At 34.5% G+C, this 21,867-nt stretch carries 22 protein-coding genes and 1 tRNA gene; 10 read left to right on the top strand and 13 right to left on the bottom strand.

Annotation, left to right across the window (positions count from 1 at the left end; all coding sequences use genetic code 11):
* Positions 1 to 22: 22 nt before the first annotated feature.
* The 7 genes from GJV77_RS03645 to GJV77_RS03615 all read right to left on the bottom strand — a co-directional run bounded on the left by GJV77_RS03645 (position 23) and on the right by GJV77_RS03615 (position 5,911).
* On the bottom strand, positions 23 to 805 hold the full coding sequence (locus GJV77_RS03645; RefSeq protein WP_162521558.1) for a UDP-2,3-diacylglucosamine diphosphatase: 783 nt from the start codon (positions 803 to 805) through the stop codon (positions 23 to 25).
* Between the two features lie 9 nt (positions 806 to 814).
* Complete coding sequence (locus GJV77_RS03640; protein ID WP_155034993.1) at positions 815 to 1,267, bottom strand: 6-pyruvoyl trahydropterin synthase family protein; 453 nt, start codon at positions 1,265 to 1,267, stop codon at positions 815 to 817.
* A gap of 115 nt (positions 1,268 to 1,382) precedes the next feature.
* A complete protein-coding gene (locus GJV77_RS03635; protein WP_155034992.1) occupies positions 1,383 to 2,198 on the bottom strand; it encodes a hypothetical protein in 816 nt (271 codons plus the stop codon).
* Positions 2,199 to 2,249: 51 nt separating this feature from the next.
* Positions 2,250 to 3,017 (bottom strand): enoyl-CoA hydratase/isomerase family protein, encoded by a 768-nt coding sequence (locus GJV77_RS03630; protein WP_155034991.1) that lies wholly within the window; start codon positions 3,015 to 3,017, stop codon positions 2,250 to 2,252.
* Positions 3,018 to 3,527: 510 nt separating this feature from the next.
* Complete coding sequence (locus GJV77_RS03625) at positions 3,528 to 3,794, bottom strand: hypothetical protein (RefSeq protein WP_155034990.1); 267 nt, start codon at positions 3,792 to 3,794, stop codon at positions 3,528 to 3,530.
* A 224-nt stretch (positions 3,795 to 4,018) separates the two neighbouring features.
* Complete coding sequence (locus GJV77_RS03620; protein ID WP_155034989.1) at positions 4,019 to 5,239, bottom strand: MFS transporter; 1,221 nt, start codon at positions 5,237 to 5,239, stop codon at positions 4,019 to 4,021.
* 63 nt (positions 5,240 to 5,302) lie between these two features.
* Entirely contained in the window at positions 5,303 to 5,911 is a 609-nt protein-coding gene (locus tag GJV77_RS03615) for a thymidine kinase (RefSeq protein WP_155034988.1), read from the bottom strand.
* A gap of 102 nt (positions 5,912 to 6,013) precedes the next feature.
* On the opposite strand from GJV77_RS03615, the gene GJV77_RS03610 reads away from it, so the two are divergent.
* The 5 genes from GJV77_RS03610 (at position 6,014) to GJV77_RS03590 (ending at position 11,186) form a co-directional block, all read left to right on the top strand.
* Positions 6,014 to 7,231 (top strand): hypothetical protein, encoded by a 1,218-nt coding sequence (locus tag GJV77_RS03610; RefSeq protein WP_155034987.1) that lies wholly within the window; start codon positions 6,014 to 6,016, stop codon positions 7,229 to 7,231.
* Between the two features lie 2 nt (positions 7,232 to 7,233).
* Entirely contained in the window at positions 7,234 to 7,908 is a 675-nt protein-coding gene (gene rsmI, locus GJV77_RS03605) for a 16S rRNA (cytidine(1402)-2'-O)-methyltransferase (protein ID WP_155034986.1), read from the top strand.
* A 96-nt stretch (positions 7,909 to 8,004) separates the two neighbouring features.
* On the top strand, positions 8,005 to 8,427 hold the full coding sequence (locus GJV77_RS03600) for an OsmC family protein (RefSeq protein WP_155034985.1): 423 nt from the start codon (positions 8,005 to 8,007) through the stop codon (positions 8,425 to 8,427).
* Positions 8,428 to 8,432: 5 nt separating this feature from the next.
* A complete protein-coding gene (recJ, locus tag GJV77_RS03595) occupies positions 8,433 to 10,133 on the top strand; it encodes a single-stranded-DNA-specific exonuclease RecJ (RefSeq protein ID WP_155034984.1) in 1,701 nt (566 codons plus the stop codon).
* A 63-nt stretch (positions 10,134 to 10,196) separates the two neighbouring features.
* Positions 10,197 to 11,186, top strand: coding sequence for an aspartate-semialdehyde dehydrogenase (locus tag GJV77_RS03590; RefSeq protein ID WP_155034983.1), 990 nt, complete (start codon positions 10,197 to 10,199; stop codon positions 11,184 to 11,186).
* Positions 11,187 to 11,203: 17 nt separating this feature from the next.
* On the opposite strand, the gene GJV77_RS03585 is transcribed toward GJV77_RS03590, so the two are convergent.
* Positions 11,204 to 13,264, bottom strand: a complete 2,061-nt coding sequence (locus GJV77_RS03585) for a sensor histidine kinase (RefSeq protein WP_155034982.1) — start codon at positions 13,262 to 13,264, stop codon at positions 11,204 to 11,206.
* A 232-nt stretch (positions 13,265 to 13,496) separates the two neighbouring features.
* On the opposite strand from GJV77_RS03585, the gene GJV77_RS03580 reads away from it, so the two are divergent.
* From GJV77_RS03580 to GJV77_RS03565, 4 genes are all read left to right on the top strand, one after another.
* Complete coding sequence (locus tag GJV77_RS03580) at positions 13,497 to 14,156, top strand: response regulator (RefSeq protein ID WP_155034981.1); 660 nt, start codon at positions 13,497 to 13,499, stop codon at positions 14,154 to 14,156.
* 151 nt (positions 14,157 to 14,307) lie between these two features.
* Positions 14,308 to 15,726 carry an MBL fold metallo-hydrolase gene (locus GJV77_RS03575; RefSeq protein WP_155034980.1) on the top strand — a complete coding sequence of 473 codons (1,419 nt, stop codon included), beginning with the start codon at positions 14,308 to 14,310 and terminating at the stop codon, positions 15,724 to 15,726.
* 54 nt (positions 15,727 to 15,780) lie between these two features.
* Positions 15,781 to 16,632, top strand: coding sequence for a prephenate dehydrogenase (locus GJV77_RS03570; protein WP_155034979.1), 852 nt, complete (start codon positions 15,781 to 15,783; stop codon positions 16,630 to 16,632).
* Between the two features lie 65 nt (positions 16,633 to 16,697).
* Positions 16,698 to 16,985, top strand: a complete 288-nt coding sequence (locus GJV77_RS03565) for a Dabb family protein (RefSeq protein ID WP_155034978.1) — start codon at positions 16,698 to 16,700, stop codon at positions 16,983 to 16,985.
* A 205-nt stretch (positions 16,986 to 17,190) separates the two neighbouring features.
* Here the strand turns inward: GJV77_RS03565 and GJV77_RS03560 are convergent.
* The 4 genes from GJV77_RS03560 to GJV77_RS03545 all read right to left on the bottom strand — a co-directional run bounded on the left by GJV77_RS03560 (position 17,191) and on the right by GJV77_RS03545 (position 20,269).
* Positions 17,191 to 17,275 (bottom strand) — tRNA-Ser (locus GJV77_RS03560).
* A 23-nt stretch (positions 17,276 to 17,298) separates the two neighbouring features.
* Positions 17,299 to 18,324 carry an asparaginase gene (locus GJV77_RS03555; protein WP_155034977.1) on the bottom strand — a complete coding sequence of 342 codons (1,026 nt, stop codon included), beginning with the start codon at positions 18,322 to 18,324 and terminating at the stop codon, positions 17,299 to 17,301.
* Entirely contained in the window at positions 18,317 to 19,453 is a 1,137-nt protein-coding gene (locus tag GJV77_RS03550) for a 1-acyl-sn-glycerol-3-phosphate acyltransferase (protein ID WP_155034976.1), read from the bottom strand. The genes GJV77_RS03555 and GJV77_RS03550 overlap by 8 nt, the downstream gene beginning before the upstream one ends.
* A gap of 45 nt (positions 19,454 to 19,498) precedes the next feature.
* Complete coding sequence (locus GJV77_RS03545; protein ID WP_155034975.1) at positions 19,499 to 20,269, bottom strand: TatD family hydrolase; 771 nt, start codon at positions 20,267 to 20,269, stop codon at positions 19,499 to 19,501.
* Positions 20,270 to 20,346: 77 nt separating this feature from the next.
* On the opposite strand from GJV77_RS03545, the gene GJV77_RS03540 reads away from it, so the two are divergent.
* Positions 20,347 to 20,784 carry a retropepsin-like aspartic protease gene (locus tag GJV77_RS03540; protein ID WP_155035040.1) on the top strand — a complete coding sequence of 146 codons (438 nt, stop codon included), beginning with the start codon at positions 20,347 to 20,349 and terminating at the stop codon, positions 20,782 to 20,784.
* A 6-nt stretch (positions 20,785 to 20,790) separates the two neighbouring features.
* On the opposite strand, the gene GJV77_RS03535 is transcribed toward GJV77_RS03540, so the two are convergent.
* Positions 20,791 to 21,366 (bottom strand): DUF3109 family protein, encoded by a 576-nt coding sequence (locus GJV77_RS03535; RefSeq protein WP_155034974.1) that lies wholly within the window; start codon positions 21,364 to 21,366, stop codon positions 20,791 to 20,793.
* Positions 21,367 to 21,867: the final 501 nt, after the last annotated feature.

Genomic DNA, 21,867 nt, shown 5'->3' with positions numbered 1-21,867 from the left:
AAAGAAAAGAGGGCACTACAGGTTAGTCTGTAGTATCCCTTTGTTTTATTTCTTGCTCATAAGCGATGAGTTTTATGTCATTGTCAAAAACCGCATAGGTGAAATAACTAATCCAGTCCCCTAGGTTTACGTATTTTGCTTGTTTACCAAGGTCAAGTATCATTGGTAGGTGCCTGTGTCCAAAGACGAAGTAATCATAATGCGATGATTCTAGTTTTCTCTTTGCATACAAAATAAGCCACTCTTTATCTTCTCCTAGGTATTTAATGTCTTCATCTCCTGAAATAAGCTTATTTTTAACCGATAAGTATGAGGCTAATCGTACACCAATATCAGGGTGTAACCAGCGGAATAACCATTTTGAGAATCGATTTGTAAAGACCTTTTTCATTCTCTTGTATCCATAATCACCTGGGCCTAATCCATCTCCATGACCAATAAAAAAGCGTTTACCATTGATATTAAATATCTTTGGTTCGTGATAGACAGGTATTCCTAACTCTACTTGAAAGTAGTCATCCATCCATAGGTCATGGTTACCGACAAAAAAGAAAACAGGTACACCACTATCTTTAATTTCAGCCAGTTTTCCTAATATTCTAACAAAACCTTTTGGTACTACTGTTTTGTACTCGAACCAAAAATCAAATAAATCCCCCAAGATAAAGAGTGCGCCCATATCTTGTTGTTTTTCATTTAACCATTGGAGAAAAAGCTTTTCACGTGGGATACTTAATTCACGTGTAGGCGCTCCAAAGTGATGGTCAGAAGCGAAATAAACCTGTTTATTTGTTTGAATATTTATCTCCAATTCCTATAAATTGTCTGATTGATGCCATTCAGCATATGATGATTCTGTTTCTTGTAAGCGTAGCGTAACTAAGTCAATGTCTTTCGGTAATCGACTTTTAATGCGTTGTGCAAAATCAACAACCATGTTTTCACTTGTCGGTTGATAATCAACTAGTATTACGTGGTGTCCACGTTGTTCTAATTCTTTAGCTAGCTCTACATGAGGGGTATTCTTGTTAAAAACAGTTGCGTGATCAAATTGATCAACAACTTCCTCTTTTACTATCTTTTTTAAATCTCCAAAGTCGATAACCATTCCGAACTTTACATTATTAGTGTCTTCTATAGGGCTACCGATTACAGTTACTGCTAGTTTATAACTATGTCCGTGTACATTTTTACACTTTCCATCATACCCGTATAGAGCGTGTCCAGTTTCAAATGTAAATTGCTTTGTGATTCTAATCTTTGGCATAACTAAAAATTTTGGCAAAGGTAAGCAAAAAAAGTGCTCTTGTATAAGGAACTTATACAACTGTTTTTCCTTCTTTGCTGAAACTATTAAATGCTGTAAAGGTTGTTTATTATTTTTAGAAAATGCGATAGTTTAGGCTTAACGATACTTTTGGCCACCAATTTAGCCATTTTGTGTAATCTTCTGTATCAGTTACATAAAGGTCAGCTTCTGTTCCACTTGGTTGTGTGTTAGCGTGTTTTGTAATTGTGTAATCTCCTTGATACAAAACACCAAGTTCAAATTTTACTCCGAACCTTCTTTTTGAAACAGCTCGTCCTAGTCCAATCCCTACATATGGCTTTATAGTGTTTCCTAAGACTATTTCTTCGTTTAGTTTTCCCTCGTTCAAGCTAATAATGTTTCCTTCAAAGTCCAAGGTTGGCCAGTCTTGGCCATTTAGTAAATCTACTGGATTTCCTAGATGATCTTTTAGTTCACCAGTGGTCTTTACAGAGGTTTTACCAGCATATAGACCTGCTGTTATAAAAAATATTCCTTTTTTTGCTGGATAAAAATCTACTAACGCATGCCCATGGAATAAGTTAACTTTTCCTCCTGCATCTAAGTTAGGTGTGTACCCTAAAGCTTGTTGGAAATAGCCATTATTGTCTTCTAAATCTATGTTATGCCCTGTAGAATTATAATTGAAGTAATTCAATCCTGCTCTTAGTTTTAAGTGGGAAGCTATAGGTGTTGCTACTTCTACAGTCAAACCTAGTGTTGAAATTCCTGCTGATACATTTAAATGCTCTAAAAATTCAGTAGCATAATGTGCATTGCGGTCTCTACCTTTTTCGGCGAATAGATCTTTTGTTGTTGTGGCGTGTGTAGTAGGAACTGCTAATAGTGCAATTAATGACGCATAGAGAGCTTTAGTAATTAATTTCATTTTTATTATTTAATTATTTGGGTTAAAACAGTATTATCTATTAAAGAGAAATTATTTCTTTTTGAATTGGTTAAGGGCGTTGACTGTAAATTCAGAGAGTACTAAGCGACCTGAAATCTCGGCTCTTTTATGTAATAGCTCAGTCCAGTTTTCGGTCCCTTCCCAAAATATTGTTTTCATTTCTACAAGTGCTTGAGGGTTATAACTACTAATACGTTTAGCAAACTCATTCAATTCTAAATCCATACGCTCGTTATCATCATATAATTCAGAATACAACCCGTGATTTTGTGCCCAAGTGGCCGTCTTCCATTCATGAGCAGCTAATGACATTTCAGTAAAAGCTGTTTTTCCTATTTTTCTTGATACCGCTGGTTCTATGACAAATGGACCAATTCCAATTGCTAATTCGGATAGTTTGATAGCTGCTTTATCTGTTGCAAAGCAATATTCACAAGCAGCTGCTAGTCCTACACCTCCGCCGACTGTTTTCCCGTGTATTCTTCCAATGAAGATTTTAGGACTTCTGCGAATTGCGTCAATAACTGAAGCAAATCCAGAGAAAAATGCTTTACCTGTTGCTTCATCTTTGATAGATAGTAGTTCGTCAAATGAGGCTCCAGCACAAAATGCACCTGTACCAGCACTCTGCAAAATGATAACAGTAATTGATTCTAGCTTGCTAAGATTCTCTATTTTGTTAGTTAATTCCTTTAGTTGTGAACTCGGAAATGAATTGCTTGCAGGACTATAGAAAGTGATGGTTGCTATAGCCCCTTCGATACTTGAATTCACATATGGGGTATTATTCTGTTGCATAGTTTTTATTTGATTGTATTTTCAAATGTAACAAAATAATTTAATCTAGTCTTTTATCGCTTTTTATGGAGGAGAAATTGTTTTGGTATGTGATTTGTATAGGGTAATCTCGATGATGTCGTTTGATGGATGAGGGATACATGTTTTTATGTGTCAAAATAACTTTACCCCACTTTAAAAGCAGGTTTATTTTAGAATGGATTAGACCTTTTCACCTTGCGTATATTGATTGCGTATAGCACTTTTCGGTCTTTCTACTTTACTAATTACCTGCTTTTGTACTTTTAGTTAACCTATTATTGTTTTAACAAGGTGTTTTTTACTTGTATAAGAAGCTTTTCTGCTTTGAATAAAATTCTTTCAAGTATTATGTATAGGAGTACATTGATATGTATGTGACCAATACGGAATTATCAACGATAAATCGCTGTATTCTATCAAGTCTATTTAAGTTTACTGAATAGTTTACTTGTGTTAATTTTTGAGCAAAAAAAATAGCTTAGAAAGCTATTAGAATAAAGAACCTGATTGTATTGGTGGAGGGTCTATTAGTGTTATATATGGTGTCGAATGGATACGTTGTTTAAAATAAAAAGGAGCGAATAAATCAGTACTTTTTTGTTCTGTTAATTCAATGTCAGGGTTATTGTTGATAAAGAAAGTTTCACAGATTATATTTGTTAACTTAGTTGTATTGCAGTCGCTATCTTCTTTATTATTTGTTGATTGTAGTATATTGTAAGTGTATAAACTAGCCGATGGACAGTATGTTGCCATCTTGCTGCAATTGTTTTCAAAAGCATAGCTTACTTTCTCAACTCCTAGAAGAGCAAAGATTAGGCAAAGAAACCAAGCTATATGTTTACTGTGTTTATACATCAATTACAAAGATATTTAAATATGTTTTTTAGCCTAATTAAGCGATATTTTTGTGTCAAACTTTAACAAAGTAAGTATTTCACGATGTTCTTTAATTAGTTTTTTCTTGCTGTAAAAGAAGATTATTCAATCATTTTTTTGACTGAATAATGCAATCCTATAGAAGATATAACTACTAAAGTAGCAGTACACACCCAAAGATATTCATATCCCCATATAGCTGCAATCTTGGTTGACAAGATAGGAGATACGATAAAGCCAATAGCAAAAGTAAGTCCATTAATTCCCATGTATGCCCCTTTATTATTTGCTTCTGCACGCATAGCTGTTACCGTTGACATATATGGCATTGCTAACATTTCCGATACACATAGAATAGTCATAGATATGTAAATTGTAATGATACTATGATTAAAAGCAAGTATTAAAAACGAGGGAGCACTAATCAAAACACCATAAAATATTGTTTTGCGTATTGTTAAATATTTTTCGGCTAAGTGAACAAGTAGCATTTCGGTTAAGAAAATTAAAAGACCACTATACCCAAGTACTAAACCAATTTGCGATTCATCTAATCCTCCCATTTTTTCGTAAAAGAGAGGTAGAGTACTGAAAAGTTGAAGGAATACAATAGCATATAGTGTACAGAAAAAACTATAAACAAGGAATAGTTTGTCCTTATATGGCGATTTTTTGTTGGTTATTAATTCGTTTGTTGTTTCCTCATTGAAATCTTCTGCATAGATTTCTTTATTTGTCTTCTTATTTTTAAAGAATTGGATGAAAACAATAGCTGCAACGAAAGCTGCAAAAGCATTAATGTTGAATAAAAGGGAGTAGGAGATAGCAGCTAGTAAACCTCCCATGGCAGGGCCAATTGAAAAACCTAGATTAACAGCCATCCTATTTAAAGAAAAAGAGCGTGTAATATTTTCTGGTTTGGCATACATGGTAATCGCAACTGAGTTAGCTGGCCTAAACATTTCACTAATTGTGCTTTGTAGTAATATCATTAGCCCTAGAGTTAATACAGTAGTGAAATACGGTAATAAAACAAAGATTGGAATACTACACAACAAACTAAGGTACTGTACTTTGTAGTTTCCTATTTTGTCGGTAACCCAACCGCCCAGTGTAGAACCAATAATCGATCCAATACCATAACAAGCAAGTACATACCCCGCTTGCTCTTCAGTAAATAAGAGTCTTTTTGTCATATATACCCCTAAAAAGGGAAATACCATCGAACCGGCTCTGTTAATAAGCATAACGATGGCTAACATCCATGAAGCAGAAGATAATCCACTATATGAATCAATATAGATTTTATAGATTTTTTTCATAATTGGAGAGGAAAGAATTGGTTGTAGTGTTGGTTAGTGTGGTTGGTTAGTTAGTGTGGTTGGCTACTCTTCCCTCTTGTTCTTTTCGCGTAGAGCTTCTCGCATAGCATTGTAGTAAGCAGCTCTACTTAGCGGTTCATACTCTTGAGTTTCTCCAAGGAGTACTAAATCCTCATTAGCTGCTTTTCGGAAGCTATAGTTAGCAAGGTTTCCTGTACGAGTACAAATTGCATGAACTTTTGTAACATATTCTGCTGTTGCCATTAAGGCAGGCATAGGGCCAAAAGGTTTTCCTTTGAAGTCCATATCTAAACCAGCAATGATTACGCGAACACCAGAATTGGCTAGGTCATTACATACACTTACAATTTCATCGTCAAAGAACTGAGCTTCATCGATACCTACTACATCACAGCTGTCTCCAAGTAGGCGTATGTGTGCTGCTGAAGGTACTGGTGTGGATCTAATCTCATTAGAGTCATGGGATACGACAGATTCTTCATCATATCGAGTGTCGATAGACGGTTTGAATATTTCAACTTTTTGTTTGGCAAACTTAGCTCTTTTTAGTCGACGGATTAGTTCTTCAGTTTTACCAGAGAACATTGAACCGCAAATAACTTCTATCCAACCAAATTGCTCTTTGTGATTAACGGGATTTTCGAGAAACATTTTGTAAATTTCAGGCTGAAATCAGCGTTTAATTTTGTTATTTTGTATAAGTGCAAATTTATCAAAAAAAGCTAGGGAAATCACTAATGCAAATTAAAAGTTATGAAGAAAGTCTTAGAAGGGGAGCTGATCAGTATTGTCCATCGTGTGCTACAGATGAAAGACAAAGATGTAAAAAGTCTCTTAAAGGAAACTAAGAATTTATATGAAAAGCTATTAATCCTACAGTTTTATCAGGACTGTTTTGATAAAGGGCTAACTGATGGAGTAACAAGAGAAGATATAGAAAATAAGTTAGCTTTACTTCCTGTAGAAGATGATGAGCCAAGTCTAATTGATTATAGTGAACGTGATCAGATGCCTTTAGACTTAATAGAAGAGGATTATCCTCTTGTAGTAGAAGCCGAGAAAGAAGATGTCATATCTACTTCTGATGATTTTATATCTGAGGTAGTCCGAAAAATTGCTCCGGAAATATTAGAAGATGATATACCAATCACTTTACCAATTGAATATACGACTGATTTATCTATTACTCCTGTAGAGGAGACACTTTCAGCAGATAAAGTGGCACTGTATAGTATACTTGAAGAGCAAGATGAAATAGTTGCTGATGAGGAGTTTATAGATCGTAGAAAGGAAGAAGAAGTTGAGAAGGTGGTAATGGTTGAAAAGGAAACGGTAAACGAGGGTGTTCAGACTACACAACCAAAAGAACTTGAAATAGCAAGAGATGAAATACATCATATTTCAATGGAATATAAACCATTGGAGGAATGCGGTGTTACAGATGGTTGTAATATTGGATCTACTGAGTCTGATGAAAATACAGAGGAAGAACCTTTAGCGCCTTTGAAGAAAGAAGAGGATCCTTTTTCGGGATTTAACTTTCAAGATTTAGACTTCCAACGTGTGGATAGTGTTCAAACAAAGGAGATATCTCAGGAAGTAAAAGGGACGGAAGAAGTAAATGATTCGGTAAATGGAGAAGATAAAGAGAGGGAAGGTCAAAGCACTTTATTTAACTTAGAGTCGATGTCTGTCAAAGAGCCTGGAATAGCGAAGACAAAGTCATTAAATGATATATATAACTCATCTATTACAGTAGGATTAAATGATCGTATCGCTTTTGAAAAACATTTGTTTGGGGGGAGTGCAGAAGACTTAAATCGTGTTTTATCTCAACTAAATACGGTTAGTAATTTTGAAGAAGCGATGAGTTTGATTGATCACTTAGTTAAACCTGAATACAATAACTGGGAAGGAAAAGAGGAATATGAAAGTCGCTTTTTAGCGATTGTAGAGAAACGTTTTATATAAGTATGAGTAAATTATATTTGGTTCCCACACCAATCGGGAATTTGGAAGATATTACATTTAGAGCAATTACCGTTTTAAAAGAAGTGGACTATATCTTAGCAGAAGATACCCGAAATAGTGGTAAACTTCTCAAGCATTTTGAGATTAATACACCAATGTTTAGTCATCATATGCACAACGAGCATAAAACTGTAGAGGGTTTGGTTCAGCGTATGTTGTCAGGAGAAACATTTGCGTTGATATCAGATGCAGGAACACCAGCTATATCAGATCCAGGTTTTTTATTGACAAGAGCATGTGTAGAAGCTGGCGTGTCGGTAGAATGTTTGCCAGGAGCGACAGCTTTTGTCCCAGCTTTAGTGAATAGTGGTTTGCCAAATGATAAATTTGTCTTTGAAGGTTTCTTACCGGATAAGAAAGGAAGACAAACTCGATATTTAGTATTAGCTGAAGAGGAACGAACGATGATTATCTACGTATCTCCTCATAAGTTAAATAAGACACTAGGAGAGTTTAGAGAATATTTTGGTTCGGATCGACAGATTTCGGTATCGCGTGAATTGTCAAAACTGCATGAGGAGACGGTGAGAGGGAGTGTAGATGAAGTATTGGCGCACTTTGAGGCGAAGCCAGCAAAGGGAGAAATTGTTGTCATTGTCGCTGGAAAAAAGAAGTAACTTAGTTGCAAAATATGTTAAGGTCAATGTATGCTGTGATTTAGCGCAGTATACATTGATTTTTTTTGATACATTTGATAAAAACGGAAATAAATTATGTCACATAAAGTAACTACAAAATGGATTGAGAATATGCAATTTGAATCTACTAATCCAAGTGGAGGAACATTGCGAATAGATGCTGGACCAGAGAATGGAGGTGATAATATGGGGCTAAGACCAAAAGCCTTGATGTTATCTGCACTTGCTGGATGTAGTGGGTTGGATATTGCTCATTTAATAAAGAAGATGCGTTTGGAGGTTGAAGATTTTGTCATGGAGACAGAAGGTTTATTAACAGATGAAGACCCATCGACGTACCATACAGTAATTTTAGATTACCATTTTTATGGCTCTAATTTAGATAAAGATAAGCTGAAAAGAGCTGTTGATTTATCAATTGAAAAATATTGTGGTGTTATGGATATGTTTAAAGAGTTTGCAAAGGTTGAGACTAATATTCATTACCATAATAACTAATATAGATGCGTTGGAAGTTAAAAGAGGAAATAAATCCTGAGATAGTCGCACATCTCCAAGAAGTATTAAAGGTAGACTATGTTATAGCTAAATTATTAGTTCAACGAGGTATTAGTACTTTTGATGAAGCAAGATCGTTTTTCCGTCCTTCACTAGAGGAACTTCATAACCCTTTTCTGATGAAGGATATGGATAAGGCTATTGATCGAATATCAAAGGCAATAGCAGCGAATGAACGTATCATGATCTTTGGCGACTATGATGTAGATGGAACGACTTCTGTAGCGATGCTAGCATCCTTTTTTAAGAGTTTTTATCCGTATGTCGACACATATATACCAGATCGATATAATGAAGGATATGGAATCTCACACCTTGGAATAGAAGAAGCTTTTAAGAATGATGTGAAGTTGATTGTTTCTATTGATTGTGGGATTAAATCAATTGGAGAGATTGACTATGCTTCGGAGTTAGGTATTGACTTCATAGTTTGTGATCATCATTTACCTGGAGAAACACTGCCTAATGCTTGTGCAGTATTAGATCCAAAGCGCGAGGATTGTCATTATCCGTTTAAGGAACTATGTGGGTGTGGGGTTGGATTTAAATTAATGCAAGCTTGGCTTGAATATTATAAAAAACCTTTAGATTTAATAACCCCTTACCTTGATTTGGTTGCGACTGCTATAGTTGCAGATGTTGTGCCGATGGTAGGAGAAAATAGAATATTGACTTACTTTGGTTTAGATGTTATTAACTCTAGCCCACGGCCTGGGTTAAAAGCGTTGCTGAGCTCTTATAAGCAAGAACATTTCTCTATAAGCGATATAGTTTATAAGATTAGCCCAAAGATTAATGCAGCAGGTAGATTAGAACATGGTAAGTATGCGGTGTCATTGTTGTCAACGAATTGTATTGAGACAGCAAATAAATTGGCTGATTATATTTTAGAGATAAATAGTGAACGCAAACATCTCGACCAGCGTATTACAGAGCAAGCATTGCAAATGATTGTAGAAAATAAGGAGGTTTTTAATAAATCGACAGTAGTCTATAATCCAAATTGGCACAAAGGGGTAATAGGAATAGTTGCTTCTAGGTTAATAGAAACTTATTATAGACCGACTATTGTGTTTACTGATAGTGGAGATCATTTGGCAGCGTCAGCTCGTTCCGTTAAGAATTTTGATGTTTATCAAGCTATTAAAGCGTGCTCTGAATATCTGATACAATTTGGTGGACACAAGTACGCAGCAGGGTTAACACTTTATAAGGATCAGTTTGAAGCATTTAAAGAGAAGTTTGAAAAAGTGGTATCGGAATCGTTAAATGAGTCAGATCTCATACCTGAGTTAGTCATTGATGCTGAAGTTGATTTCTCTGTGTTAAATCCTAAGATGATTAGGGTTTTGAGACAGTTTGAGCCTTTTGGTTCTGGCAATGAAAAGCCTTTGTTTATTTCTAGTAATGTATATGATACTGGAGGAAAGCGCTATATAGGCAATAGAGATGAACATTTGTATTTGTACGTCAAACAGAGAGGTAATTTAGATCGGTCGTTTCCGGTATTAGGCTTTCATTTTGGTAAATTTTATAAAGAACTCGATAATCGTCGCTTTTTTAATTTTGTTTATACTGTAGAAGAGAGTCATTGGAAAGGGAGTATACGAACTCAGCTTTTTATGAAAGATATGCAGTTAGTCTAAAAAAATACTTTCAAGTTTTATTGTAAACGAATAAATTTGTAAGAATCAATTAAATATATAAAAATGAAAATAGCAGTAGTAGGGGCTACCGGAATGGTAGGCGAGATCATGCTAAAAGTTTTAGCAGAGCGTAATTTTCCAGTGACGGAATTAATACCTGTGGCATCAGAGAAATCTGTTGGAAAGGAAATTGAATATAAAGGTAAGAAGTATATCATCAAGTCCATGGAAGAAGCGATAGCAATGAAGCCTGAAATTGCTTTATTTTCAGCGGGTGGAACTACTTCTCTTGAATGGGCTCCAAAGTTTGCAGAAAATGGAACAACGGTGATTGATAACTCTTCAGCATGGCGAATGGATCCAACGAAGAAACTTGTTGTACCTGAGATTAATGCAGATACTTTAACGAAAGATGATAAGATTATAGCTAATCCAAATTGTTCTACAATACAATTGGTAATGGCACTAGCTCCATTACATAAAAAATACGGTATTAAACGTGTGGTGGTTTCTACTTATCAGTCTATAACAGGTACAGGAGTAAAAGCAGTAAGACAGTTGGAGAACGAGTATCAAGATATCAAAGGAGATATGGCTTATAATTATCCTATACATAGAAATGCAATTCCACACTGTGATGTTTTTGAGGACAATGGCTATACTAAAGAAGAAATGAAGTTAGTCAAGGAAACTAAGAAGATACTATGTGACGATAATGTATTAGTTACGGCTACAGCAGTCCGTATTCCTGTTGTAGGAGGGCATAGTGAAGCGGTAAATGTTGAGTTTATCAATGATTTTGATGTTCAAGAGGTAAGAAGATTGTTACATGAGACTGCAGGGGTTGTAGTTCAGGATAACCTAGATACGAATACCTATCCAATGCCTTTGTATGCTGAAGGGAAAAACGATGTATTTGTAGGACGTATACGTAGAGATGAAACACAGCAAAATTCATTAAATATGTGGGTAGTAGCAGATAACCTTCGTAAAGGGGCTGCAACAAACACAATTCAAATTGCTGAATATTTGATGGCTAATAAGCTAGTATAATATAAAAGAGCTAATCATTATCGATTAGCTCTTTTTTTGTGCTTATTGTAAATATCAAGTTCTAAGATTATTTTTACTCCCTCATTTGGTTTGGTAGTAGTAGAGATACTAGCTCCAAGTCTTTTAGTACGTTCGATGATATTCTTAAGACCTAATCCTTTGTTTTTTACTTTATTGACATCATAACCAATTCCGTTATCTTTGATAATTAGTTGGAACTTACCTACCATAAGTTTTACGATAGTGATGATTACCTCAGTAGCTTGAGAGTGTTTGTTTATATTTTGTAAGATCTCTTGTAATATTCTGTATAAATTTAATTTCTGTTCACTATTTAAACGATCCCATTTTAAGTTTTCATCAGCTTTGTAATAAAATTTTGTATTGAACGCGTTTTGTTGATTAGAGATTAAATCATCTACAAGTTGGTCAAAACGGCTTTGGTCAGATAATTTCTCTTGATTTAGTAAATAAGAGATTGTCCTAATTTCTTCCTCTGCTTTATGCAATTCGTTTATTAACATCAAACGCTGTGATTCCTCTGAGTTACAATTGATTTGCATTAAGTGAAAGCGCGTTGTAAAAATACGATTTATTACACCATCATGTAGTTCTTTAGCAATTCTTTTTCGTTCACTGAATTTCGCATTTTCCGAGAGTTCTTTTTGCTCTAATATAAGTTTATATATCTTTTCATCGTTGAGTTTGTTTTTGTGCTGAAACAATAAGTTTTTGTTCTTAATGTACTGAATTAAGCTGATAATAGTACCGATGAAAATCAGGATTAACAGACCTCCAATAATTAAAATAATTCGTTTGTCAGCAATTAGTTTTTTGTTTTGATTTGATAAACTTTCTACTTCATATTCTATTCTGGCAAAGGTGTTTTTGCTATGCCTGTTAAGTTTTATTAAACTATCATTTAGTTCCATAAAGTGTTGTATATGAGATAGAGTGTTTTCGTGGTCATATTTAGCTAGAAAACTTAACGCTTCTTTTGCTGGTTGATATTTCTTTTCATAAGTAGCTCTTTTATATGCCTGTGTGCCATAGAATATAGCGTTCTCTAAATCATTTTTGTGTAGATAGTACTTAGCTTTGACTAATAGTGTACTAGGTAGTCCTCCACTATATGGGCCTTTTTTGTTTTTACTAGTTTCAATTGCGATAATCTCTTCAATGATTTTATTAGTGTCTTTATACTCATTTAATTCAATTTTAGCTTTTATTAGATTGGTTAATAAAATAGTATAAAGTTGTGAGTCTTTTGATAAAGTAGGAGATTCATAAATTCCTTTTAAAGCAAACTTCTTAGCATTTTTATAATCATTCTCATAATAATATAGGTGAGAAAGGTTATTATTGAGGTTTGCTAAGAAATATTCTGCTTGTTTTTGAGAGATGGTTTTGTCTTCTAATAATTCTTGAATTAGAACACGTGTATTGTCAAAGTATTTTCTCGCTTGTTCAAATTCAAATAGTTCAGTCAAGTTAATTGCTAGTAGATGGTTTGCCCTATAGAGTATCCGTTTCTCATTAGATGTTTTTAATAATTTAAGCCCTGTAAGGATCTCTTTTTCGCTTTCTGTGTATACGCCGTATTCAAATAGTATTTGTGCCTTGGCAATTGCAGTTTTTCCTAGTTCTATGCTGTCTTTTAGAAAAGTAAAACCTTGTTCAGCCTTTACTAGGTAATGGTATGCACTGTCTAATTGTGATGAGTAGTAACTGCGCATAGATTTTATTTTATAAACACGGCTTACGATAGCATCATCATTTGCTTTTAAGGCTTTAGATAATAATTGATTGATTAACGAGTCATATTTTGAACATTCTGAGAAATGGTCTAAGCTGTATAACTTTTTGAGGAGTTCGTAGCTATAAAATCTGTTTTTTTGGTTATTGTTCAGGGATAGAGCCTGAGTCAGTAAACTATCCGCCTTTGTAATTGTTTTAATAGAGTCTTCTTTAGTGATATCTAGGTCGTTAAACACATAGTTGTTCTTATTTTCTTGCTTACAGCTAATTGTAAGTAGTAGTGCAACTAGTATTAGTAACAAGTATTTTATAAAATTCATGTAAGTGTAGATAATGGGGGCAATTGTTAAGTCATAAAAATAACTAAAATTTATACAAATACTCACTTGTTTACCTAAGGATTTTTGTAAAATGCGATGTTTTTAGAAGAACTGTTTTTTATTTCTGTAATAGTTTGTCTAATTTTGAACGACTTGAATATGGTAAAAAGAAGTTTTGTTTAATTTTTTATTGAATAATTCTTACCTTTAAAGTTAATTTATAAGTTAATCTATGTGTAGTATATTATTAGTTGATGATCACCCTTTGATTGTAGAGGGGTATATTCTGGCCTTAAATAAGGATGAAGGTTTACTAGGGAAGTCAAAATTTACGAAGGCTTTTGACTGTCTCTCTGCGAAAGAGATTATAGATGAAGCTGTAGCGAATGGTGATTTCTTTGATGTCGCTATCGTTGATTTTTCGGTGCCTTCTAATGAAACTTTCAAGTGGAATGACGGTGGAGATATAATATTATATCTAAATAAAGTTATGCCGGAATGTAAGACACTGATGATTACAGGGCACACTGAGGTATTGACTATTTACGAAATAGTGAAGAATATTCGCCCTGATGGATTGGCTAGTAAACATGAAATATCTCCAGATAGTTTAATAGGTATTGTTAAAGAGGTACTTAATGGGACCCGTTATCAAAGTGAGATTGTAAAGCATTGTCTTAGTGAGATTGTTAGAAAAGAGATGATGTATGATGATTACAATCGCGCTATTTTAGTTTTGTTATCGAAAGGGTATAAATTACAGGAACTCGATGAGCATATACCTCTTTCTAATCCAACTATAAAGAAAAGATTGGCTAAGATGAAGCAAGTCTTCGAAGTGTCTGATACTGCAACTTTAGTTCAAAACGCAATTAAGTTAGGGTTTGTATAAGCGAAAGTAAGTCTAGTGAAAGCTAGGCTTTTTTTATTGAAAGAATTGGAAGTAGAAATAGATTTAATACATGGTTCTTATTTTTTTGATGATATATGTCATTTTTGTTTAATAATCAGAGTGTTAATTTTACATCTGAAAAATAAGTTATATGAAGATAGAACAAATTTATACTGGTTGTATTGCACATGCTGCATATTATTTAGAGAGTCAAGGAGAGGTAGCAATATTTGACCCCTTGAGAGATGTACAGGCTTATATTGATAGGGCAGATGCTGCAGGTGCAAAGATTAAGTATGTTTTTGAGACGCATTTTCATGCTGATTTTGTCAGTGGACATTTAGATTTAGTGAAGAAGACTGGAGCAAGTGTTGTATTTGGTCCTACCGCTAATCCTAATTATGATGCTATTATAGCAACAGATAATCAGGTGTTTGATGTTGGAGGAGTTAGAGTAAAGGTTTTGCATACTCCTGGACATACGATGGAAAGTACGACTTATTTGATTTATGATGAGCAAGGATTAGAGCATGCTCTTATTACAGGAGACACACTTTTTATAGGTGATGTGGGAAGACCAGATTTAGTACAGTTGGTTAAATCTGAAATAACAGAGGAAATTCTTGCAAGACATTTGTTTCATTCATTGAGAACTAAAATAATGCCTTTGTCAGATCATTTAATTGTTTACCCTAATCATGGGGCAGGATCTGCTTGTGGAAAGAATATGAGTAAAGAGACTTCGGATACATTAGGTAATCAAAAGATGACCAACTATGCTTTGCGTGCTGATATGACTGAAGACGAGTTTGTAAGTGAACTATTGAGTGGTTTAGCTAAACCTCCACAATACTTCCCCAATAATGTTTTGATGAATATTCAGGGGTATGACCATTTAGAAAATGTTTTAGATCGCGCTAATCGACCAATCGAGCTAGAAGATTTTAAAGCATTATTGAATGATGATAGTATACTTGTTTTGGATACAAGAGACCCTCAAACTTTTTCTGAAGGATTTATACCGAAAAGTATAAATATTGGATTGAAAGGACCTTTTGCTGTTTGGGTAGGTGAGATGATTTCGGATATAAAACAAAAGATTGTCTTGATTACTGACGAAGGAAAAGAGGAAGAAAGTATGATTCGCTTGTCCCGTGTAGGATATGATCAAACGATTGGTTATTTGGAAGGAGGGTTTGATACTTGGAAGAAAGCATCATTGCCTGTTGACGTAATTGAGCGCATTGATGTTAATGAAATGGAAGGTGTTATTATTGAACGTAACGCGATTCTCTTTGATGTAAGAAAGATTAACGAATACAATGCAGAGCACTTGGAAAATTCTATTAATCTATCGCTTAATCAGTTGGTTGATCGAATAAATGAGGTTTCAGATGACAATTTATTGATTATATATTGTGCGGGGGGGTACCGAAGTATGATAGCAGCATCAGTATTATATAAATATGGCATTCGCAATTTAGTGGATGTAAAAGGTGGGTTTAATGCTATCAGAGATAATAGCGCATTGCCTAAAACAAAATATGTCTGTCCTTCATCTCTATTATAACTAATTGATTAGTATTTTAGACTTCTTAATTAGTTTATTGGATAAAGAAAGTATATGGGAAAAATAATTGGACTAGTCGGCGTTGGCTTGATTGGTGGGTCTATGGTTTTAGACTTGAAAGAGAAGTCTTTTGCTTCTAAAATTATAGGAACTGATTTATCAGAAAAGAATTTAAATAAAGCATTAGAATTAAGTATTATAGATGAAGCTGTTGGATTGGATAGTTTGATAGAACATTCTGATATTATTGTTCTTGCAACTCCTGTGAATGCTACAGTGGAATTGGTGCCCTACGTATTGGATAGAATAAGAAAAGATACATATGTACTTGATGTAGGGTCGACAAAGTCGCTCTTGTCAAGGAATGTTGCAGAGCATACTATGCGTGGTAATTTTGTGGCAACACACCCTATGTCTGGAACAGAATATAGTGGGCCAGAAGCTGCATTTAAAGGGCTGTTTAAGGATAGAGTGGCAATTATTTGTGACCCTGAGAAGTCTTCACCAAAAGCACTAAACCTTATTTCAGAATTGTATTATCACTTGAATATGCGTTTGATTTTGATGGATGCAGATGCTCATGATGAACATGTAGGTTATGTTTCACATTTGTCTCATGCTATTTCTTACGCTCTAGCTGTGGCTGTCCTGGACAAAGAAAAAGATGATTCGGCTATATTCAACCTAGCGGCTGGTGGATTTGCTTCGACAGTTCGTTTAGCGAAGAGTTCTGTCGATATGTGGTTGCCTATTTTTGAGCAGAATGCGGATCATATCTTACCTATTTTAGATATTTATTTAGATAAGTTAAGCGCGTTTAGAGACCACTTAAAGGAAAGAGATACTGAGCAATTAGCTGGATTTATTAAAGAAGCGAATAGGATAAAAGGCAAATTGAATAAGTAAGTAGTATCCATTTTTCAATAGATGTGATTATCTTTAGCTAACGTAAAATTAAAATTAGTAAACGAATGATTACACATATTGTTTTGTGGAAGTTAAAAGAAGAGAATAAGGATCAGCATGCTATGGAAATGAAGAAGCAGCTATTAGCTCTAAAAGGAAAAATAAAGGAATTAATAGGTATACAGGTAATGTTTAATATGGAAGGGACTGATATTTCTAATTTTGACGTTATGTTGCATACTACCTTTGCTAGTTTGGAGGATTTAGCAATATATGCAGCGCATCCTGAACATCAAAAAGTTGTTAGTTATATTAAAGAAGTTGTTATACAACGTATCGCAATCGATTACTAACGAGGTAATTATATAAGTTATATTTAAGGTTAGTTATTAGTGGTCTGCAATGGAGTAACTGACATAGTCAGGCCTAGGTTAAAGTTAGTTATAAAGTAATCGATTTTACGATGGAAAGGGTGGTTCTATATTTAGGATCACTCTTTTTTTGTACCTCAAACAAATATAAAAAGTCTTTAGTCATTTGACTAAAGACTTTTTGATGCAGAAAGGAAGGGATTCGAACCCTCGATACATTGCTGTATACACACTTTCCAGGCGTGCGCCTTCAACCACTCGGCCACCTTTCTTTTTTGGACGTGCGAATATACTATTAATCTTCCATTTCTCCACAAATAGGTGTTTCAAAACGTGATTTAAAGTCATCTACACGAGGTTGTTTAAGTAAGAACATTAGTTTAGTAATCGCCGCTTCTGTGGTAATATCTTTACCAGAGATTACACCTATTTCTTTTAATTCAGTGCTTGTTTCGTATTTACCCATCAGTACACTGCCACTTGGGCATTGTGTAACGTTGATTACTTTTAATCCCCTTTGTATTGACTTTGCCAGGGTGTTAATGAACCAAGATTCTGTAGGAGCGTTTCCTGATCCATAAGTTTCTAGAACTAACCCTTCTAGGTCTTCGATGTTTAATACTGACTCAAATAGGCGTTGCTGAATACCTGGAAATACTTTAAGAATCATAACATTCTGAGACATTTCTTTGTGAATGCTAAATGTACTACCTACTCTAGGTCGGTGTAACAAGGCTTTGTTTATCTTCAAATTCACACCTGATTCCGCTAGATGAGGTATATTTGGAGAGGTAAAAGCATTGAATAATTCTGCACTTACCTTAGATGTTCTATTGCCTCGGTAAAGCTTGTACTCAAAGTATAGACATACCTCTTGAATGACGGGTTGATTATTTTCGTGTAACGCAGCAATTTGTATGGCTGTGATGAGGTTTTCTTTTGCATCTGTTCGTAAGTCTCCGATCGGAAGCTGAGAGCCGGTTAGAATGACTGGTTTGCTAATATTTTCTAACATAAAACTTAATGCAGACGCTGAGTATGACATTGTATCTGATCCGTGTAGTATCACAAAACCGTCAAATTGATCATAATACTGTTCTATAACTTCAGCCATTTGAACCCACATGACTGGCTGCATATTTGATGAGTCAATAGGAACCTCAAAAGAGTAGGTGTCTATTGAGCAGTCTAATAGATGCAATTCAGGAATGCGATCAACAAGTTGGTCAAAGTTAAAGGCTTTTAATGCGCCTGTTTTAAAATCTTTGACCATCCCTATAGTACCTCCTGTATAGATTAGTAATATGTTTGGCTTATTCATGCTCTGTCAATTTTAGTTTATTAACTACAGGATTAGCATACATCGCTAAGAAGCTCTCTACGACAATAGGGTTACTTTTATCTACGCGTAATTCTAAGCGTCTTTCAAAGAGAGAACGTTCTTGTTGAGTGTATTTATCAGCAAATTTATCAGTCTTATACATCATATCATAAGCAATATAATTTGTTGGCCACAAATGATAGTTTGTAACGATCGAATGATCAATTACAGATGTTAACGCTTGTATTTGTTTGTTTGCTTTATCAAAATTAGCTTTAATATCATCTAGTTCGGTGTTTATTACATCTCCTAGATGAATATGAATACCTCTTTTCTGGCCTATAATTCCACTGTATAAGTTAGCGAAGTCTTCATTTTTGTTTTTGATATAGTCTTCATTTTTTGCCTTAGCTATAATTTGAGGCATTTTCATCGCATCTGTAGGATCGTATTCATAAGAAATCGAAACAGGTACTATCTTTAAATTTTTAAAGTAGTCCATTAATTCCTCTTGATCTGAGGCCATTCCTAACATTTTTAAGACACCTTGATGCGTAGCATCATTTCCGTCTTTTGTTCTTCCTTCTCTTTGTGCTATCCATACTGAACGGTTTTCATCAATAATTAAATGACGAATGTATTCAGACATTAGTTTAGAGCTTTCTAGTAACTCTCTAGGAGGTAATCCTCTTTTTACAAGAAAATTTCTATTGACTTTTGCTAGAGCTAATAAAAATGATTTTTGAACTAAGTTGTCTCCTACTGCCGAGGCAGTCATTATCATACCGTGATCTTTTAGTAATACATTCAATAAGGATGTATCCATGATGATATCACGATGATTAGAAACATATAGGTATGAGGTGTTTTTATTTAATTTTTCAAATCCAGATGAGCTCAATCCACTTGAACTTTTTTCTAGTATTTTTTGTATTGAATGATAAACAAAATCATGTTGAAATTGCTGTATGGACTTTACTTCTTTTAAGGCTTCCATCCAGTCGTTTTCCGATTTGTTTGGAAAAGTAAAACCCATTAAAGCTTTGACCATTGGGTGTTTCGAGATCTGTTTAAGTACCTCATTTACCTCGTGGTCATGGTAATGGCGTATTTCGTCAAATTTAGACATTATCGTGCTTTATTATTATAACTAGTGTTTAAGTATGTTTTTTATTTAGATACCAAAGACATCTTTGGAGTTTGCCGTCGTTATATTGGCAATTTCTTCAAGTGATACATTGTATATTGCAGCTAGTTTTTCTGCGATATTTACAATGTATGCACTCTCATTTCTCTTCCCTCTGAAAGGCGTGGGTGCAAGATACGGAGAATCAGTTTCTAATACGATGTGTTTCAAATCTATTTTGCTTAGAAACTGGTCTATTTTCCCATTTTTAAAAGTAGCAACCCCTCCGATTCCTAGTTTTAGATTATAAGAAATTGCCTGTGTTGCTTGTTCTTCTGTTCCTGTAAAACAATGGAATACTCCACGAAGGTTTTCGTCTTTCTCTTTTTCAAGGACCTCAAATACTTCATCAAAGGCATCTCTACAATGTATATTGATGGGTAAGTTGAACTGTTTGGCTAATTGTATTTGACGTTGAAATGCTTCTTGTTGAATTTCTAATGTCGATTTATCCCAATATAGGTCAATGCCAATTTCTCCTACTGCATAGTACTTACGTCGTTTCAATTCGCTTTTTACGAAAGCTAGTTCATTTTTATAAGTTTCAGACTTTACGTCTGTTGGGTGTAGACCCATCATCAGGAAGATATTGTTTGGAAATTCACTTTCCAAGGCAAACATACTTTTGGCATATGTAGAATCAATAGCAGGTATAAAAAAACGAGTGACTCCATTCGAGATCGCTCGATTTATTGTTTCTTTGCGGTCATCAGCAAATGCATCAGAATATAAGTGAGTATGTGTGTCTGTAAAAATCATTTCTTTTGATTTATTTATTTGCAAGTTTGCGCGTACAAAAGTACCTTAATAAAATGAATTAAAAATAAAATTTAGTGATGGAAAACTTAAAAGAGATTCTGAAGAAAGAAAAATACAAAAGTGTGAGGTTTAAAATTTCATCTACACAACATCTTTTTGTAAGGGCTAAGATTAATGGTGTGTGGGGAGATTTTATTTTGGATACAGGAGCATCAAATAGCTGTATTGATTTTTCTCATATTGAAATGTTCGGTATTACAGCCTCAGAGTCGAAGACAAAAGCAACTGGTGCTGGAGCTAATGGGTTATTTACCCAAGTTTCTTTTAAGAACCATCTTCAGCTGGGAAGATGGCACCAAAAAGACTTTAATTTTGTTTTATTAGATCTATCGCATGTCAACGCTGCATTGACAGAATACAAGACTAAAAATGTACACGGCATTATTGGTTCAGATGTTCTACTTTTGGGTGAAGCTATCATCGATTATAAGGCGCGTGTTCTTTATATTAAGTAATTTGTGTTACTTTTTTTGCTTGTTCCACTCAGTAGCAACTTCTTCTAATTCTTTATACCAATCTTCACCGTATTTACGGATAAGAGGGTCTTTTAAGAACTTATATACAGGTACTTCTAGTTCTTGGCCTAAAGCACAAGCATCACTACAGATATGCCATTTGTGGTAATTAACAGCTGCGAAAGAAGAAAACTCTTTAATGCGTATTGGGTATAAATGGCATGAAATAGGCTTTTTCCAATCGATCAAGCCTTCTCTGTACGCTTTTTCAATTCCACATAGAGCCATTTGGTCTTCGTAGATGACATAAGCACATTCTCCTCCTTCTATTAGTGGGGTTTCTATTTCTCCATCTTCTCCTAGAACTGTTGTTCCTTGATTTTCAATCGCTTCCACTCCTTCTGCTCTCAAGAAAGGTTTGACTGTCTCGTAGATTGACTTCATGATAGCTACTTCTCCTTCTTCTACTGGAGCACCTGCATCTCCATCTATACAGCATTGGCCTTTGCATGCAGTAAGATTACATACAAATTCTTTTTCTAATACATCTTCTGATACAATTGTTTTACCTATTTGAAACATGTTATGAATTTTAAGAGAGGTTTGTCACCGTTTTATTTAAAGTACAAAGGTAATCTATATTGTAGTTAATTGTAAATAGTTTGTTGTTTTATGAGAATGTTTCCGTGAAATAACTACTACTTTTTCTATTAATTGATTAGTACGATAAAGAATAGGGAAACATATTTCTTTAAAAAAATACGTAAATTGTCTTAGCTCATCGAGAGTTAAAATAATAGTATAGGGTGCCAATCTACTGCTATACGTGCAGTGTTCCTGCAGTATAGTTGCCCAGAAGTGCTTTCTTGGCAAGAAAAGGTCAAGCAAACTGCACGTATAGGTCAAGAAGGGATGGAAAAGTAAGGTCTGTATGTTGGTAATCTGTTGTAGTAACCTGATCGATGAAAAAATGAAATGCCGGCTAGATTATTAGCTAACGTGATTTATAGAATGTTTTTGAGTATCTCTTTGATGTAAGGAGGGTAGATGCTTAATTATTTTCTGAGGAAATAACGTTAAACT

The sequence above is a fragment of the Myroides pelagicus genome, from assembly GCF_009711055.1.
Classification (GTDB): Bacteria; Bacteroidota; Bacteroidia; order Flavobacteriales; family Flavobacteriaceae; genus Flavobacterium; species Flavobacterium pelagicum.
Note: the sequence above shows the minus strand (reverse complement) of the source record. Positions and strands in the feature narration are given on the sequence as shown.